The organism is Pseudomonas sp. YuFO20, assembly GCF_035064975.1.
Classification (GTDB): domain Bacteria; phylum Pseudomonadota; class Gammaproteobacteria; order Pseudomonadales; family Pseudomonadaceae; genus Aquipseudomonas; species Aquipseudomonas putida_AE.
The window spans coordinates 44,353-59,353 of record NZ_JAXDEO010000031.1; the positions used below are offsets into that span (position 1 = coordinate 44,353).

At 49.0% G+C, this 15,001-nt stretch carries 14 protein-coding genes; all 14 read right to left on the bottom strand.

Annotated features, from left to right (window positions below):
• Nucleotides 1–114 precede the first annotated feature (114 nt).
• Complete coding sequence (locus SOP85_RS18380; protein WP_323627789.1) at nt 115–450, bottom strand: ComEA family DNA-binding protein; 336 nt, start codon at nt 448–450, stop codon at nt 115–117.
• Nucleotides 451–562: 112 nt separating this feature from the next.
• Nucleotides 563–2,557 carry a polysaccharide biosynthesis protein gene (locus SOP85_RS18385; protein WP_323627790.1) on the bottom strand — a complete coding sequence of 665 codons (1,995 nt, stop codon included), beginning with the start codon at nt 2,555–2,557 and terminating at the stop codon, nt 563–565.
• A gap of 114 nt (nt 2,558–2,671) precedes the next feature.
• On the bottom strand, nt 2,672–3,715 hold the full coding sequence (locus tag SOP85_RS18390) for an MraY family glycosyltransferase (protein WP_323627792.1): 1,044 nt from the start codon (nt 3,713–3,715) through the stop codon (nt 2,672–2,674).
• Nucleotides 3,716–3,740: 25 nt separating this feature from the next.
• Nucleotides 3,741–4,676 carry an NAD-dependent epimerase/dehydratase family protein gene (locus tag SOP85_RS18395; protein WP_323627793.1) on the bottom strand — a complete coding sequence of 312 codons (936 nt, stop codon included), beginning with the start codon at nt 4,674–4,676 and terminating at the stop codon, nt 3,741–3,743.
• Complete coding sequence (locus tag SOP85_RS18400; RefSeq protein ID WP_323627794.1) at nt 4,673–5,875, bottom strand: glycosyltransferase family 4 protein; 1,203 nt, start codon at nt 5,873–5,875, stop codon at nt 4,673–4,675. The genes SOP85_RS18395 and SOP85_RS18400 overlap by 4 nt, the downstream gene beginning before the upstream one ends.
• A gap of 18 nt (nt 5,876–5,893) precedes the next feature.
• Nucleotides 5,894–7,024 (bottom strand): non-hydrolyzing UDP-N-acetylglucosamine 2-epimerase, encoded by a 1,131-nt coding sequence (wecB, locus tag SOP85_RS18405; RefSeq protein WP_323627795.1) that lies wholly within the window; start codon nt 7,022–7,024, stop codon nt 5,894–5,896.
• 67 nt (nt 7,025–7,091) lie between these two features.
• Entirely contained in the window at nt 7,092–8,210 is a 1,119-nt protein-coding gene (wbjC, locus tag SOP85_RS18410; protein WP_323627796.1) for a UDP-2-acetamido-2,6-beta-L-arabino-hexul-4-ose reductase, read from the bottom strand.
• A 4-nt stretch (nt 8,211–8,214) separates the two neighbouring features.
• On the bottom strand, nt 8,215–9,249 hold the full coding sequence (locus tag SOP85_RS18415) for a polysaccharide biosynthesis protein (RefSeq protein WP_323627813.1): 1,035 nt from the start codon (nt 9,247–9,249) through the stop codon (nt 8,215–8,217).
• Nucleotides 9,250–9,251: 2 nt separating this feature from the next.
• Entirely contained in the window at nt 9,252–10,457 is a 1,206-nt protein-coding gene (locus tag SOP85_RS18420; protein WP_323627797.1) for a glycosyltransferase, read from the bottom strand.
• Between the two features lie 162 nt (nt 10,458–10,619).
• Entirely contained in the window at nt 10,620–12,047 is a 1,428-nt protein-coding gene (locus tag SOP85_RS18425) for a hypothetical protein (protein WP_323627798.1), read from the bottom strand.
• A gap of 147 nt (nt 12,048–12,194) precedes the next feature.
• Nucleotides 12,195–13,625 carry a sugar transporter gene (locus tag SOP85_RS18430; RefSeq protein WP_323627799.1) on the bottom strand — a complete coding sequence of 477 codons (1,431 nt, stop codon included), beginning with the start codon at nt 13,623–13,625 and terminating at the stop codon, nt 12,195–12,197.
• A gap of 228 nt (nt 13,626–13,853) precedes the next feature.
• On the bottom strand, nt 13,854–14,093 hold the full coding sequence (locus SOP85_RS18435) for a LapA family protein (RefSeq protein WP_323627800.1): 240 nt from the start codon (nt 14,091–14,093) through the stop codon (nt 13,854–13,856).
• 20 nt (nt 14,094–14,113) lie between these two features.
• The gene (gene ihfB, locus SOP85_RS18440; RefSeq protein ID WP_046819433.1) at nt 14,114–14,413 is read right to left on the bottom strand and encodes an integration host factor subunit beta; all 300 of its coding nucleotides are present in this window, start codon (nt 14,411–14,413) and stop codon (nt 14,114–14,116) included.
• Nucleotides 14,414–14,542: 129 nt separating this feature from the next.
• Nucleotides 14,543–14,824 (bottom strand): hypothetical protein, encoded by a 282-nt coding sequence (locus SOP85_RS18445; RefSeq protein WP_323608461.1) that lies wholly within the window; start codon nt 14,822–14,824, stop codon nt 14,543–14,545.
• Nucleotides 14,825–15,001 lie beyond the last annotated feature (177 nt).

The following is a 15,001-nucleotide window of genomic DNA, read 5'->3' on the forward strand; positions in this document are numbered from 1 at the left end:
TTGCAGTATGATAGCCGTAATTTTTTAAACGCTGACGAAAGGCAAAACCTTGCAGCAATCGCCAGAAAGCAAAAAGGCCGGTCAATGACCGGCCTCCAAGGCTGAGTGACAAGCTTAGTTCACCTGAAGCTTCTCGCGATTTTTATCCAGAAGGGCCTTGCCGATACCCTTGACTTCGAGCAACTCGTCGACGGATGCAAACGGACCATTACTTTCACGATACGCAACAATCGCCAAAGCCTTGGCCTCCCCCACGCCGGACAACTCACGCTGCAAGGTCGGCGCATCGGCCTTGTTGAGGTCCACTTTGACCAGTTGCGCATTCGCAGAAGCCTCCATCGCCACCGGAGCCTTGGAAGCCTCCGGCTTTGCTGCAGGCGCTGCATTTGCGGTGATAGAGGCACTGGTGAGCAGGGCAAAAACCAGGGAATAGAAATAGCCTGTACGCATAAATGACGCTCCATGACATCGATTGAGGAAGCAGCTTTTCCGCAGCTGCTTCCTCAAGTTAGGCGATGTAGGGAGGGTGTCAAAAATGTGTCTATTGCGAGATGTGAGACAATCAGGGTTCGAGGCGACGTTGCTGGTAGATCCAGTCGACGATTTCGCCGTCGGGGGTATAGCCACTGACTGTTTCTCTTAATAGTTGGCGAACTTGCGAATAATCATCACGTTCAACAGCCGCCAGTAATTCCCCCAGCTTGAGTTTAAGCACGTCCCAACTGAGATAGTCCTCAGTAGCAGTCATAATCATGGGGTGCGGTGTTGCGGCAACGTTATCGCCAATCAGCAACTCTTCGTAAAGCTTTTCACCTGGTCGCAACCCCGTGAACTCTATGGAAATATCGCCATGCTGGTTTTTTTCCGAACGCACACTGAAACCGGAAAGATGAATCATTTTCTCGGCAAGATCTACAATTTTGACCGGCTCCCCCATATCCAGAACAAATACATCCCCTCCCTGCCCCATCGAACCCGCTTGAATCACCAACTGCGCGGCTTCGGGAATCGTCATGAAGTAACGAGTGATTTTTGGATGGGTAACGGTCAACGGCCCACCCGATTTGATCTGTTTATGAAAAAGCGGAATGACTGATCCGGAAGAACCGAGCACGTTGCCAAAGCGGACCATGGTAAAGCGGGTTTTATTTACACGAGAAACATTGGTCTTGTCACCAAACATCACGGGGGCCACTTCCCGACTCAACGCCTGCAGCGTCAGTTCCGCCAGGCGCTTGGTACTACCCATGACATTTGTGGGTCGAACAGCTTTGTCGGTTGAGATCAGCACGAAGTTCGAAACGCCAGCCTGGAGCGCCGCCTGTGCGGTATTCAACGTACCGATCACATTGTTCCACACGCCTTCGGCGATATTGTGTTCGACCATCGGGACATGCTTGTAAGCAGCAGCATGATATACCGTGTCTACATGCCAAGTTTTCATTACGTCCAGCAACTTGTCCTGGTTACGCACCGAACCGAGGATCGGAATCAAGCGCACCGTTAGTGATTCACGTGCGACGCGGTGCTCCAGTTCTGACAGGATGCTGTACAGATTGAACTCGCTATGCTCATACAACAAAAGTGTAGTTGGTTTCAAAATCAGAATCTGGCGGCACAGTTCGGAGCCGATAGATCCCCCGGCCCCCGTCACAATAACCGACAGGTCTTTGATGCAATGCTCCAGCAGATCTCCCTGTGCCGGTACCGCATCCCGGCCAAGCAGATCTGCGATATCGACTTCCTGAATGTCATCAACCTTGACCCGACCACTGGCCAGATCCATGAAACCGGGAACGCTGCGGACATGCAGTGGAAATCTTTCCAGAAAGCCGAGAATCTCACGCCGACGCCCGCGATTCACGGATGGTACAGCGAGCAGTATCTCTTGTGCGCCCGTAACATCGATCATGCGTTGAATGTGCTTGGGCTTGTAAACCTGTAATCCGGAGATCACGCGGTCGGCGATACTTTTATCATCGTCGATAAAAGCGACAGGGCGCATGGCGCGGCCCATACGCAGAGCGGCGACCAGTTGGTTGCCGGCGGCACCTGCGCCATAAATAGCGACGCGCGGCAAGCCGTCGTCACGACTGGTGAAAGGAACGTGCTGCGCGGCTGTAAACCAGTCACCCAGAAAAAACTGGCGCATGGCAAGACGCAACCCGCCCACCATGATCAGACTGAGCCACCAGTAGTTGAAAATGACTGAGCGGGGCACTACAAACTGGTGATTGCTATACCAATACACAACCATCCCGAGAATCAACGCGGACAGACTGACGGCCTTGATTATCGCAATCAGGGCATCGTTACCAAAGTAACGCATCACAGCCCGATACATTCCAAAGCGAATGAAAAGTGGAATTGCGACTACGGGAGCGGCCGCGAACAACCAAAAATGCTGGGTAAACGGATTGATCATCTCGTCAATACCCAAGCGTACGATGAATGACATCCACAAGGCGGCCCAGACGAGCAAGCAGTCAGTGATGACTTGCAAGATACGCTTGCGTCTACGCGGAAGGCTTAACAAATATGCCCGAACATTATCCATAAAACCCCTTTCGCACTCCTGAAAAGCTTCAAGCGCTGGATACCTGAAAACAGAAATCCATTATTTAAACACCTGGACAGCTCTAATGACGTTGTCAATGAGGTGAAATACACCTCAAATCGCCTTTTCCAATTCGCCCGCGCGGTATCTGACAGCGAGTAGAACGAGCGGAACATAAGCGATCAGCAGGCCGAGCAGGCCATCCAAGCCCCATACTCCAACACACAGGGCTACCGGAAGCAGCCAGAACAGGTTGATCAGCAAAACACCCACTGTAACCGGCAAATGGCGGCCGACGCTTCTCGAAGCGAATTGATAAGCATGGCTGCGATGCGCCTCATAAACCTTATCGCCACGCATTAAACGTCGCAACAAGGTGAATGTAGCATCGACAATAAATACGCCAAGCAGAATCAACCACACCCATAAAAATTGTGGTGCATTGGAGGATGCCTGGAGGGAGAAAATGCCCAGTATGATACCCAGGAAGCCACTGCCCGCGTCCCCCATGAAAATTCGGGCAGGCGGAAAATTCCAGCAGAGGAACCCGAGCACCGCGGCGGCGAGCAGCAAGGGAGCCCAGACCAGAGCCTCGAAACCGGTAAGCCAGTAAATCAGGCAAGCACCAACGCTTGCGGTTACGGCCTCAACCCCCGCGATCCCGTCGATTCCGTCCATGAAGTTGTACAGGTTAAGCATCCAGACCAAATAGAAAGCGGCAATGACATGACCTATCCAACCGAAATCGATCGTCATTCCGAACATGCTGACCGGCGCTAGGCCTCCAAGCCAGAACAATGCCCAGATCGCGCCGATGAAATGAGCCAATAGCCGCCAGCGAGCTGCAATATGGCCATGATCGTCAAGAAAACCGATCACCGCAATCCAGGCGCCAGCGCCAATCAATCCCAACGCGTGTGACCAGCTCACCAGTCCGGCCAAGGAGAGAAACGGCATGACGAGCAAAAAACAAACGACGATTGCAACGCCGCCGCCACGAGGCGTAGGAATTGAATGTGAGCTGCGCCCATTTGGAACATCGATAAGACTGTTTTTCAATGCGTAAACACGCAAGGCTCCAGTCAAGCCGAGTGATAAAATAATCACTACAGGAAACAGGAACCAGAAATATTCAGTTTGAAAATGTGCATTTATCATTATAAGAACACCGTACACAAAAAAATTAGAGGGCCTTGAAATCCCGACCTGAATCTGTCAATGCCTGCTGAGGAGAGACGACAGGGACCCAACCCAATGTTGATTGTGCTTTCGAAGAGTCAATTACCAGCGAACAACAAAGCTGTGTATAGATCGCACGCCGCCCCAGTAGAGTAGCCCCGGCCAACAGCAAAAACTGGGGCACAGCTATGAGACGAGCTTTTTTATTCATACCCTTGGCTAGCAGCCTGACTATCTCGCCGGTGGAAAGATCAACACCATCGGAAACAAGAAACAGACCATTGGCGGCTTGTGGATGCGTCACGCAGACGCGGATGAAATCGACCAGGTTATCCAGGGCAATCATGCTACGTCGATTATTTATAGCCGCAAAAGGTAAAGGGAGCCCTGATGAGACTATCTTCAGTAATCGCCTGAAGTTACCAGGCGCTTGCCCCGCATACACCAGAGGAGGCCTTATTATCACCAGCTCCATTGAAGACCCCCGACACAACGCCTCGAGTTTTTGCTCAGCCGTTAACTTTGATTCGGCATAATCTGCATGAGGTGCCGCCGGAGAAGATTCGTTAAATGCAGCCTCGGTCGTCGACGAACCATTGACACCAATTGAGCTGATAAAGATGAATCTTTTGACATTGCAGGCAAGTGCCTGCTCTGCCAGCCGCAGTGTCCCCTCCACATTCGTCCGCTTGAAACCCTCCAGGGCTACGTCCCTAGACTCCCCTAAATTGTGAGCTTTACCAGCCAAGTGAATCACAACATCGACGTCGGTCAATAGTGGAACCCAGTCCGCGGTGGCACTTAAGGCAGGTGAGGTAACAAATTCAGCGCCAGACCCGGCGCTGCGCGAACAACAAATCAGCTGATCGTATTCAGAGCGAAGTACGCTCGCCAAGCGTCGCCCGACAAATCCATTGGCGCCAGTAATGAGAACTTTCATACCTTGTTCTTTCCAATGAGATTAGCGACATTTGCGTAGAACTTGTTCAACGCGATATCCTCAGCGTAACTCTCACGAAAGACAGCCAGCGAGCATCCGCTCAAGGCTGCAAGATCTGAGTTGCAGATTGTCGCTATCACGTCGGCCAAGGCACGCGGGTCTGCTGGCTTGCACTGCCACCCCACGCCGTTTTCACGAATCATTCGGGATATCTCGGCATCATCATCCATAACCGCCAAAAGAGGTTTGTCCGCGGCAAGAGAAAAATAGGCCTTGCTGGGTACACCCAAACCGAGCATTCCTTTCTCCAGGGTAATCAGAGCTACATCACCTGCGGCAAGCCCCTGATTTTTGTCCTTCAACGGAATAGAGCCCGCATAGGCAACATTTTTCTGAGGATTGCTTTTAACAAACTCTTTTACCTTCGCAACGAGCGCACCGTCCCCTATAAAGATGAACGCAGCGCGATCATCCTCGACGAGCGCAATGGAGTCGAGAATATTTTCAATGCCCTGCAGACGACCGATGTTTCCGAAGAACTGAAATACAACTTTTTCCTGCCATCCCAACTCTTTCAAAAAAGGGGCGCTGTGACGAGGTAGAGGATAGACCTCTTTTTCATCTGCCCAATTTGGCACAAATGCGACTTTTGCTGAATCCTTTACCTTAAGTCTGACCAATTCCTGCATATCGCGACCAATAACAATCAACAACTCTGCGGAGTTATAAATACTCGAAAACAGTCGATTGATGATGGGATAAATGGTACTGGTGGGTTTAATTATACCAGCAGGTACCAAATTTTCAGGAAACACATCATGAACCAGCACCCCCCATTTGAAGCCTTTGATGAACTTCAAAAGGGGGATAACCATCAAAAGCAGTGCCGGATTAGTCCCGGTCAGCACAACATCGTTTTTCCTGACATCCCGGAGAACATGCCAACAAAAACCTGCCACTTGGCAAAGTTGACCTACCAACCTGAACAAAAGTTTGTTTTTATTAAACTTCGGTGATGTGAATGCCACTTCTTTAATTTTGGGGCTCGAAAAAAAATCTGAGCACTTATCCGCGCGCGGATAAATGACTGTCACGCTCCCCAGTTCAGCCCCAATCTTATTTACGATTTTTGACCAAAAAAAACCGGTAGAATTCTGCTCAGCACCCACATATTCCGAAACAATAAAAACCTTTACCATTAATACGTCTCGCCCTGATCAGTATTTTTTCCAAACGACACGCATAACATAGTCACGATAACTATGAATGATCCGGACTACTTTTTCCGAAACGTTAGGCATGCTGTAGTCTTGAACAAGGCGGAAAGTTCGCTGATCGCCACGAGTCTGCGCCTGCAACAAGTGCAACCCCTGCATTACGCGATCAACCTCCAGCCCCACCATCATAACGGCCGCCTCCTCCATACCCTCAGGACGCTCATGGGCCTCCCTGATATTCAAGGCTGGGAAGTTCAGAATAGAGGATTCTTCGTTGATGGTGCCGCTATCGGAAAGAACAGCCTTTGATTCCAGTTGCAGCTTGTTGTAATCCTTGAAGCCCAACGGCTTGAGCAAGCGCACGTTTGCATGGAACTTCACGCCCATGGCATCTACACGTTTCTGTGTCCGGGGGTGAGTCGAAACAATAACCGGGAGCCCAAAAACCTCCGCCGTCTGATTAAGCACATCGACCAGCTTCAGGAAGTTCTTATCGGAATCAATATTCTCTTCGCGGTGAGCGCTCACCACGAAAAACTTTCCAGGCTCAAGATTCAAACGCTGCAAAACATCCGACGCATCTATGCCTTCCCGATAATGGTTAAGTACTTCAAACATCGGGCTGCCTGTTTTAATTACCATGTCCGGAGACAGGCCTTCACGCAACAAGTAATCGCGAGCAATCGTACTATACGTGAGGTTGATATCAGCCGTGTGATCGACAATACGACGGTTGATTTCTTCGGGGACACGCATATCGAAGCAGCGGTTGCCAGCTTCCATGTGGAACGTGGGGATTTTGCGGCGCTTGGCCGGAATGACCGCCATGCAGCTGTTGGTGTCCCCGAGCACCAGAAGCGCTTCAGGCTGGACCTCGCCAAGCACTCGATCGACACTGATAATCACGTTGCCGATGGTTTCCGCACCGGTAGAACCCGCAGCGTTAAGAAAGTGATCAGGCTTACGAATGCCGAGATCCTGAAAGAAAATTTCATTCAGTTCGTAATCGTAATTTTGCCCAGTGTGTACCAAAACATGATCGCAATCTCTGTCCAAGGCAGCCATGACACGGGATAGTCGAATGATTTCAGGACGGGTACCCACTACGGTTACGACTTTCAATTTCTTCATTTTTTAACGTCACATTTTAATTGGTGATGAAAACGACCGACAACTCTCGTTGGCGAAATCCTGCTTCTTATGCTTCAGAGACTATTGGTCGCGCATAAGTGTCTGGTGCTTCGCGGTCGAAAATCTCGTTGGCCCAAAGCATCACGATCATTTCCTCGGTCCCGACGTTGGTAATATCATGTGTCCATCCAGGAACCGTTTCCACGATCTCGGGTTGATCTCCAGTCGTAAACAGCTCGTAAAACTCATCGGAAATCACATTACGGAAACGAAAGCACGCAGATCCCTTGATCACCAAAAATTTTTCAGTTTTTGTGTGATGATAATGCCCACCACGAGTAATACCTGGGTGCGCAGTAAAGTAAGAAAACTGTCCGCTATCTCCCGTTTTCAGCATTTCTACAAACACGCCGCGGGCATCCCCGTACTTGGGCACCTGGTAGGTAAAGCGATCAGGGGTCAGATAACTGACATAGGTTGAGTAGAGCGCCCGAATCAGGCCAGTACCCACAGACTCAGTGATCAACGTATCGCGGCTGTCGCGAAACGCTTGCACCTGTCGCGCCAACTCTCCAACGGCAATACTGTATTGCGGCTGCACCTGCACAAATCGTTCGGAGGAGAACTTCCCGTCCATAACAGCAATGAAGGTGCGGATGACATCGTCGATGTAAACGAGATTAATGACAGCGCTCGGGTCATTAATCTGAATCGGCAAGCCGCGCGAAACATTGTGACAAAACGTGGCAACAGCAGAGTTATAGTTTGGCTTCGCCCATTTACCAAACACGTTTGGCAACCTGAGTAAATACACGGACGAGCCGTGCTGCTTAGCCAACGCCTCCAACAACTCCTCAGCACCCCGCTTGCTATTACCGTAAGGGTTATCCAGTTCAGCCTGGCTGGAAGAAGTGTAGAGAACCGGAATACGCTTCCCGCTCGCAACGATCGCATCACATAGCGCGCGGGTCAGATCTGTATTGCCAGTCTTGAACTCCTCAGGGTCTTGCGGGCGATTCACACCTGCCAAGTGAAAAACAAAATCAATGTCCTTCACTAGTCCAGGGAGTTGCTCGATATCGTCCGCACGAGTAAAGCACCGGACTTCAATATCGTTACGCTCGCCAAGATGAACGATCAGATTCTTGCCTACAAAACCATTTGACCCTGTGATCAAGACTTTCATCACGTCACTCCTCTGGAGTCGCAAATTCACCACGCTGGATAGCGCGCATGAATTCAAGTTTCAGGAGGAGTTGCTTCATGCCTTCCACGTCCAGTCGCTGGGTATTGTGGGAGTTGTAATCTTCCATGCGAGAGATCTTCTCCTCACCCACCTCAACAAATTTTGCATAGTTCAAATCACGCAAGTCAGGCGGCACGCGGAAGTATTCACCGCGATCTTCTGCGCATGCCATTTCTTCTCGGCTAAGCAATGCCTCGTATAGCTTCTCACCATGGCGTGTGCCAATCACCTGAATCGGGTGTTCCGGCAGATTGAGCATTTGGGTCAATGCCTGGGCGAGCACTTCCACAGTCGCCGCCGGAGCCTTCTGCACGAACAAATCACCATTATTGCCATGCTCGAAGGCATACAACACCAGGTCAACCGCATCGGCCAGCGTCATCATGAAGCGGGTCATGTTCGGATCGGTAAGCGTCAGCGGCTTTCCGTCACGAATTTGCTGAATAAACAGGGGAATGACCGAACCTCGCGACGCCATCACGTTGCCATAACGCGTACCACAAATGACAGTTTTATCGTCATCTGCGCCGCGCGACTTGGCGACCATGACCTTTTCCATCATCGCCTTTGAAATACCCATGGCGTTGATTGGGTAAACAGCCTTGTCCGTGCTCAAACAAACAACGCGCTTAACGCCGTTCTGAATGGAGGCTTCGAGTACGTTTTCAGTACCCATGACATTGGTCTTGACTGCTTCCATTGGGTGGAACTCGCAAGAGGGAACTTGCTTTAGAGCGGCAGCGTGGAAAATATAATCAACACCGCGAGTGGCATTCAACACGCTTTGATAATCGCGTACATCGCCGATATAAAACTTGAGCTTGGAGTTTGCGTAATGCTTACGCATATCGTCCTGCTTTTTTTCATCTCGGCTGAAGATTCGAATCTCGGCAATATCGGTATCCAGGAAGCGTTTGAGTACAGCATTGCCGAAAGAGCCAGTACCGCCGGTGATTAACAGTTTTTTACCGCTGAAAATAGTCAATTATTTTTCTCCATAAAATCTACAATTTTTTGTCCGACGGCAACACTAGACTTGGTCTCTGAAACCCAAATTCTACCACAAGCAGCCTTCTCCAACAAAAATTGTTGATCAGCTGCAAAAAACCGCTTCAGTGCGGCGCCTACACCGCTAGAAGTGCTATCCTCGATAACATTGACGAATTTGAAATATTCATCAGGAATCCCCGCCAGACGCGTTGTTAGAATTGGAACGCCGCTGACAAGATACTCAAGTAACTTAGAGGGAAATGAGTACCGGGTATAAGCCTGTTCCGGACTTCGACTCAGAACCAGGCAGGAGGCTGAGGATTGAATACGCTCGACTTCTGCAGCACTCAAGAACCCAAGATATTTAACAGCCGGGTGCGTGCTGGAAACTTCGGTAATATACCCCTCCAACTCCCCCCGCCCACAAAGCCAAAGCTCAGCATCAACCTCGGACGCAATAAACCCCTCAATCAATTGAACTATACCATATGCTTTATTCAGACCACCGGCATAAAAAATGACTTTTTTACGATCTGGTGAACTGTTTCCCTCCTCCGCAGTTAGCGCAGAGGAGTTCGATATACCCTCAATTACCAAATATTCTTTATCTGACCACACCAAATTATCTTTAACCATATGCTGGCTCGTCACAAAAACACCCGACGAAGCAGCTATCAATCGATCAATGATGTAGGCGTCCATCTTCTTCAAACCCCTAAGCACCATCGACCTGTTCATTCCCATATCCATGTAAGACGGCAGATCAGGAATAAAGACAAAAAAAGGGATGCCGTACAACTTCCGCATTATGAATGCCGCGAGCAGGTTCGGCGTATGAGCCGCGTAGACACAAACAGCATCAAGCCCGTTTTTTTTGTGCTTGATCAAACCCACCAAAGAACCCAACAATCGAGTAAACACTTTAAGTATTGGCAGATTTACAATTGGTGTGACGATCCCGGTTCCCGACGCATCTGCAAAAGAACCACCAGGAAAATACCAGTTTTTATTACGCGGATAGGTTGATACCGCAATGCTCGCTATGGTTTGTACGCATGCACCAGCAAAACGCAGCGCTTCGAGAAATCGCTTTTCAAGCTTGTAAGCGGCTATCTGCGGGAAAGCGTCATCTTTTGAGTACTTATCAAAATATGAGTCGCCTACGTAGAACCCCAACAGCACAATTTTTTTGCCCATTCTCGCCTTCTCAACAACCAATTCGATGGATAGCACCGAACAGGATACTCACCATCTGAAAAGGCAACCCGCACACCTACTGTTTTAACCAGGGAGGTCGGGCTGCGCTCCTTTAGCAACTTCGTTTCCGGCTAACCGCAAGGAGAGACCGGCGATTTCTATTTATTTTATGTCCAGCGTTTGGTTTCCGAACCCAAATCGCCGCCCTAGCGTGCGCCATCCCTTGAATACAACCAGACCCAGCACCACCCAAAAGACACCATGATCGTAAAAAATCGGACCTTCGCCCGGAATCTGGGAAAAATGGTAGCCCACAATTGCACCAGTTACTGCTAGCGAGCCAACGACTGCTCCAGCATTTAACGGAAGCGACGCAAACAAGCCGAGAACGACCGATGCACACAACAGTGCAAAAATAGCAATTGGCCATCCACCTAATGCGTAACCTGATATCTGTACCGCCGCAGGGGCAGTACCACGGCCATTGAAACTATCATTGAAAATGCGACTATAGATAAAGGTGCTTGGACGGCAGGCAGGGCCAATTCTAGCCTGAGCAATAATCCCGCCACAAACCTGGCCTTCCGTTGTGAAAACCTGATAATAATACGGATATATGATTGCCATTCGATTGACCACATTGAATAGCAGCATTGGCGCGTTGCTTGCCGCTGCCTGCCCAACGCTCAAAGTTTTATCGATAGCCCCAACTCCGGTTGCACCTTTAACCCCTTCAGAAACTTTTGGACTCTCCAGCTGCACTTGAGGTGTGGCAGAGGTAATGGGGCCCTGAGTAATCTCAGTGATCTGCGGAATATTTTCATCCGGTGCCTGCGCCGCAGGTATCAGACGAAAAACGAACGCTGAAATCATGAAGTACATTGTGATCAGTAAAACGCCGCCAACCACTGCCTTTAGATACGGGTAGCGCTTGGAGTAAACAAAAACGGCCAATACCAAACCTGCGTAAAATATGAGAATCGGCCATTTCATATTCAGAAGCACAAGAAACACCGACATCAGGATGGCATTAGCAATGGTCGCCACCACCCAAAATCGGCTGCTTGCCATTATCCATCTGACCAGTGAATATATGGAGAGATAATGTAGAAGTGACATCAGCACTACTAAAGGTATGAACCCGAGTTGATTCCTGATCTTGAATCTCGCCTCGACCGATGCAACCGGGTCGGTACCCGCCAAGAACAAGGAGAAGGCGTCGGCCTTGAACATTGCGTACAGCACGAACAAATAACTAGCAGTTATAATAAACAGATACTCTGACTTCGTGAACTCTGGAAATACCCTACTCCAACGCTCCAAGTACTGCCCGGCAAACTTTCGCACACATACAATTACAACTGGAGTTACTATAAATGGAAGCAACAACAACAACCAATAACCCGGACTAAACAACGTTTCAAACTGCAGAATATCGGCTGTATAGCGGTTCTTTTCGAGTTGCTCTCGCCCATAGGGTAGAGCATACAAGATATTCCCCAAAACCACTGTCACAAAATATGCTGATAAAAATATCAACGGTGCCAGGTTTTTTGAAATCCACACTCTTAGCTTGTCAAGAAGCATCATTACCAGAACACCTACCTATAAAATTATCAACGAACTCGATCCATCCAGATACCACAAGATAATCTAACTGCACATCAGCAATCCATTCCTGCACCAGACAGGCGGTCAAGCCCTCAACCTTACCCCTGATCAAATCAAGCAGACCCATTACACGGAGGCCTTCATAAATTCACTCCACCTCACCCCTTTCCATAGAGAGAATAGAGAAATTGCCGAAAATCCTACTAGCCAGTAAATGGATCTTTGCCACTCGATCATTGACCCGGCGATGACCTCCAAACCGACGCTTAGCGCATACCCTGCCAGCAAAGCCAGCGACGAGACCATCGCGGGTGCGCCAAAGCTTCGATAGAAATCCAGACGCTTGAACAGACTCGCGGTGACGAGGCAAAAATACAGCATTTGCGCGAGTAACACACCTAGAGACGCACCGATCACACCCCAGTACCGGGCGCCGACCCATGCAAAAAGAACGGATATGAGCGAAGAAATAACCGAAAGATACGCTAGCAGTTTCATTTTACGATGCACTTCAAGTCTCTTTTGAAAATACACCGCAGCACTGTTCAAGAAGACGCCAATAAACGCAAAGAGAATAGCCAGCTTTGAAACAGTTATAAGTTTTCCGGTGACAACTTCAAAAAATCCAAACCCTACAAAATACAGCGCCCCCCAGAGAAGCGAGAATGTGACTATCAAAAACCCTGAGGAACTCTCTATCACATTAATCGCGAATACACCCTCTCTAAAGCGTTTAATAACGAAAGGATGGACCATCATCAACAAAGGCATACTCAACAACCCAGCTGCCCCCACAAACAGATCCTTCAATGACAAATACGCATCGCCAGACTCAACATTATAAAAACCAATTGCAAATCTATCAGCTCCAACCATCACCAGCATTCCTAATATCCATGGCGAAAGTGCAGCACCATACTGAAAAATAAGCCTTAGATTTTCTTTGAACAAACCGACATTAGAGAAAGGATTAAAAGCACTAAATATCTTGAGAAGTGTATACAACAAAAAAAATGCGCCAGCAAAATATCCTAAAGCCAGCGAAAACAAGGCATATCTGAAGTCAACTTCAAAGAACCTGAAGAAGATAACTATCAATGCAATTTGCGTGACAGCCTGCAAGATAACCGCTACCAATTGCTGCTTTACAAAAAAACCTGCCTGGCACGCAGAAGAGAGAAAGAAGAACAGAATTTGACCAAAGCACAACAACCAAACACACAAAAAAACGTAAGCCACCGATGAAAAATAAACCGCAACCGCCGCTGCCAGAACAGAGGCGACCGGAGCGATAAGAAAAACAACCGAAATACAATTAGAAACAAATAGCCGCTTGTCTTCCAGACCTGAATAATAATAAATGAAAGAATTACCGACCCAACCCGCACATAACTGAGCAGTAATTAGCGAGCAAAACAAACTGACTGAGTAACTGACGTATTGCCCTTCCGGGAACAACCTATACAGGTAAAATATCAAAAATATACCTGAAACGGCTGGCACCATCTTCACAGGCACATATAGCAGAAGCTTTCGAAGAAAAACATTCATTCTCATTATTATCGCCAAACTCTTTCTTCGCAAAAACAACTATTTAAATAATTCAAAAGCCAATATGAAAAATCTGATGAACAATTTCAATCCAGAAGCCGGACAGCGACAATCGAATCTATCACCCTAAAAAGACATGGAATAGTTCAGAAACAGCCAAGGAATCGGAACGGCAGCCCTATCTTTTCACCATACCTTCCACCAAAAATCACCCAAAAAACCAACGAGCAAAAATCAGGTAGCGTGACGCAAAGGCCTTCGCACCACACGCCGGCAAAGCCAGCCCACACATGGCCCAATTAGCATCCCAACCAACAACGCCGTTATGACCAGTAGTGAAATTGGCAATTGCGGCACTGACCAACCCAAAAACTGCAACGAAACGTTTTGTTGATTCTCCAAGACGAATGCCAGGATCAACAAAAGAAGCAACAAAAAAGACAATATGAAAGCTACGCGCCTGAGACTACGCATACGTCAATCTCCAATCCAACTCATTCAAACTCACCCTCCTCCTCCTCATTCACCCGATCCCGCAATTCCTTCCCAGGTTTGAAATGCGGTACAAACTTGCCATCCAGGCTAACCGACTGACCGGTCTTCGGATTGCGGCCTACACGAGGGGCACGATAATGCAGGGAGAAACTGCCAAAACCACGGATCTCGATACGATCGCCGGTGGCCAGGCATTGGGACATTTGCTCAAGCATGGTCTTGATGGCCAGCTCCACATCCTTTGATGAGAGCAGCCCTTGATGGGTGACAATTCGTTCGATCAACTCCGACTTCGTCATAATTTTCCCTTCTTTTTCAAGCAGCTAGATCAGCGCTTCAAAGGTTTTAGCATGCCCTGACAAATTTGAACAGCCCCCTCCTGTAGCCTGTTTTTTCTTCCGGGGCACTACACTCCCCTGCCCGCCCACTCACCTGCAGATAACCAGCATCGTCCGCGTAACTAAACCCGCGGGATTGAAGCCAAAGAGAAATTCTTCCTCTTCTTCCTTTGCATCATCGGACCTTGCCACGACTGTATAGCCTGCACCTTTGCATTCCTTGGCTGCGCGCTTCTGACACCTTTCCCAGTTCGATCCCAGCCCCGAGCAATCGATCTCGATACCACTGACCCCACGCACGGCATGCGTTTTCGCACTGGTGGCACACCCTGCCAATGCCAGCACCGCTATGACGACTACGAGCGTTTTCATTCACATCCTTATGCCAGGCACAGCGCCTGACCGTCGATTACCCCAAGCTAAGACTAGCTGCAAATAAGCGATTGATCCTGCTAAAGAAACAGACAGTTTTGGTGAGGTAATGTTTCGGGTTTACCCGAAAAGATCGCAGCCTGCGGCAGCTCCTACAGGGCGTGAGCCAAATTGCAG

Excerpts from the sequence above, each read along its gene's own strand:
- SOP85_RS18380 (WP_323627789.1), bottom strand. The coding sequence starts at position 450 with ATGCGTACAGGCTATTTCTATTCCCTGGTTTTTGCCCTGCTCACCAGT.
- SOP85_RS18385 (WP_323627790.1), bottom strand. The coding sequence starts at position 2,557 with ATGGATAATGTTCGGGCATATTTGTTAAGCCTTCCGCGTAGACGCAAG.
- SOP85_RS18390 (WP_323627792.1), bottom strand. The coding sequence starts at position 3,715 with ATGATAAATGCACATTTTCAAACTGAATATTTCTGGTTCCTGTTTCCT.
- SOP85_RS18395 (WP_323627793.1), bottom strand. The coding sequence starts at position 4,676 with ATGAAAGTTCTCATTACTGGCGCCAATGGATTTGTCGGGCGACGCTTG.
- SOP85_RS18400 (WP_323627794.1), bottom strand. The coding sequence starts at position 5,875 with ATGGTAAAGGTTTTTATTGTTTCGGAATATGTGGGTGCTGAGCAGAAT.
- wecB (WP_323627795.1), bottom strand. The coding sequence starts at position 7,024 with ATGAAGAAATTGAAAGTCGTAACCGTAGTGGGTACCCGTCCTGAAATC.
- wbjC (WP_323627796.1), bottom strand. The coding sequence starts at position 8,210 with ATGAAAGTCTTGATCACAGGGTCAAATGGTTTTGTAGGCAAGAATCTG.
- SOP85_RS18420 (WP_323627797.1), bottom strand. The coding sequence starts at position 10,457 with ATGGGCAAAAAAATTGTGCTGTTGGGGTTCTACGTAGGCGACTCATAT.
- SOP85_RS18425 (WP_323627798.1), bottom strand. The coding sequence starts at position 12,047 with ATGATGCTTCTTGACAAGCTAAGAGTGTGGATTTCAAAAAACCTGGCA.
- SOP85_RS18430 (WP_323627799.1), bottom strand. The coding sequence starts at position 13,625 with ATGAGAATGAATGTTTTTCTTCGAAAGCTTCTGCTATATGTGCCTGTG.
- SOP85_RS18435 (WP_323627800.1), bottom strand. The coding sequence starts at position 14,093 with ATGCGTAGTCTCAGGCGCGTAGCTTTCATATTGTCTTTTTTGTTGCTT.
- ihfB (WP_046819433.1), bottom strand. The coding sequence starts at position 14,413 with ATGACGAAGTCGGAGTTGATCGAACGAATTGTCACCCATCAAGGGCTG.
- SOP85_RS18445 (WP_323608461.1), bottom strand. The coding sequence starts at position 14,824 with ATGAAAACGCTCGTAGTCGTCATAGCGGTGCTGGCATTGGCAGGGTGT.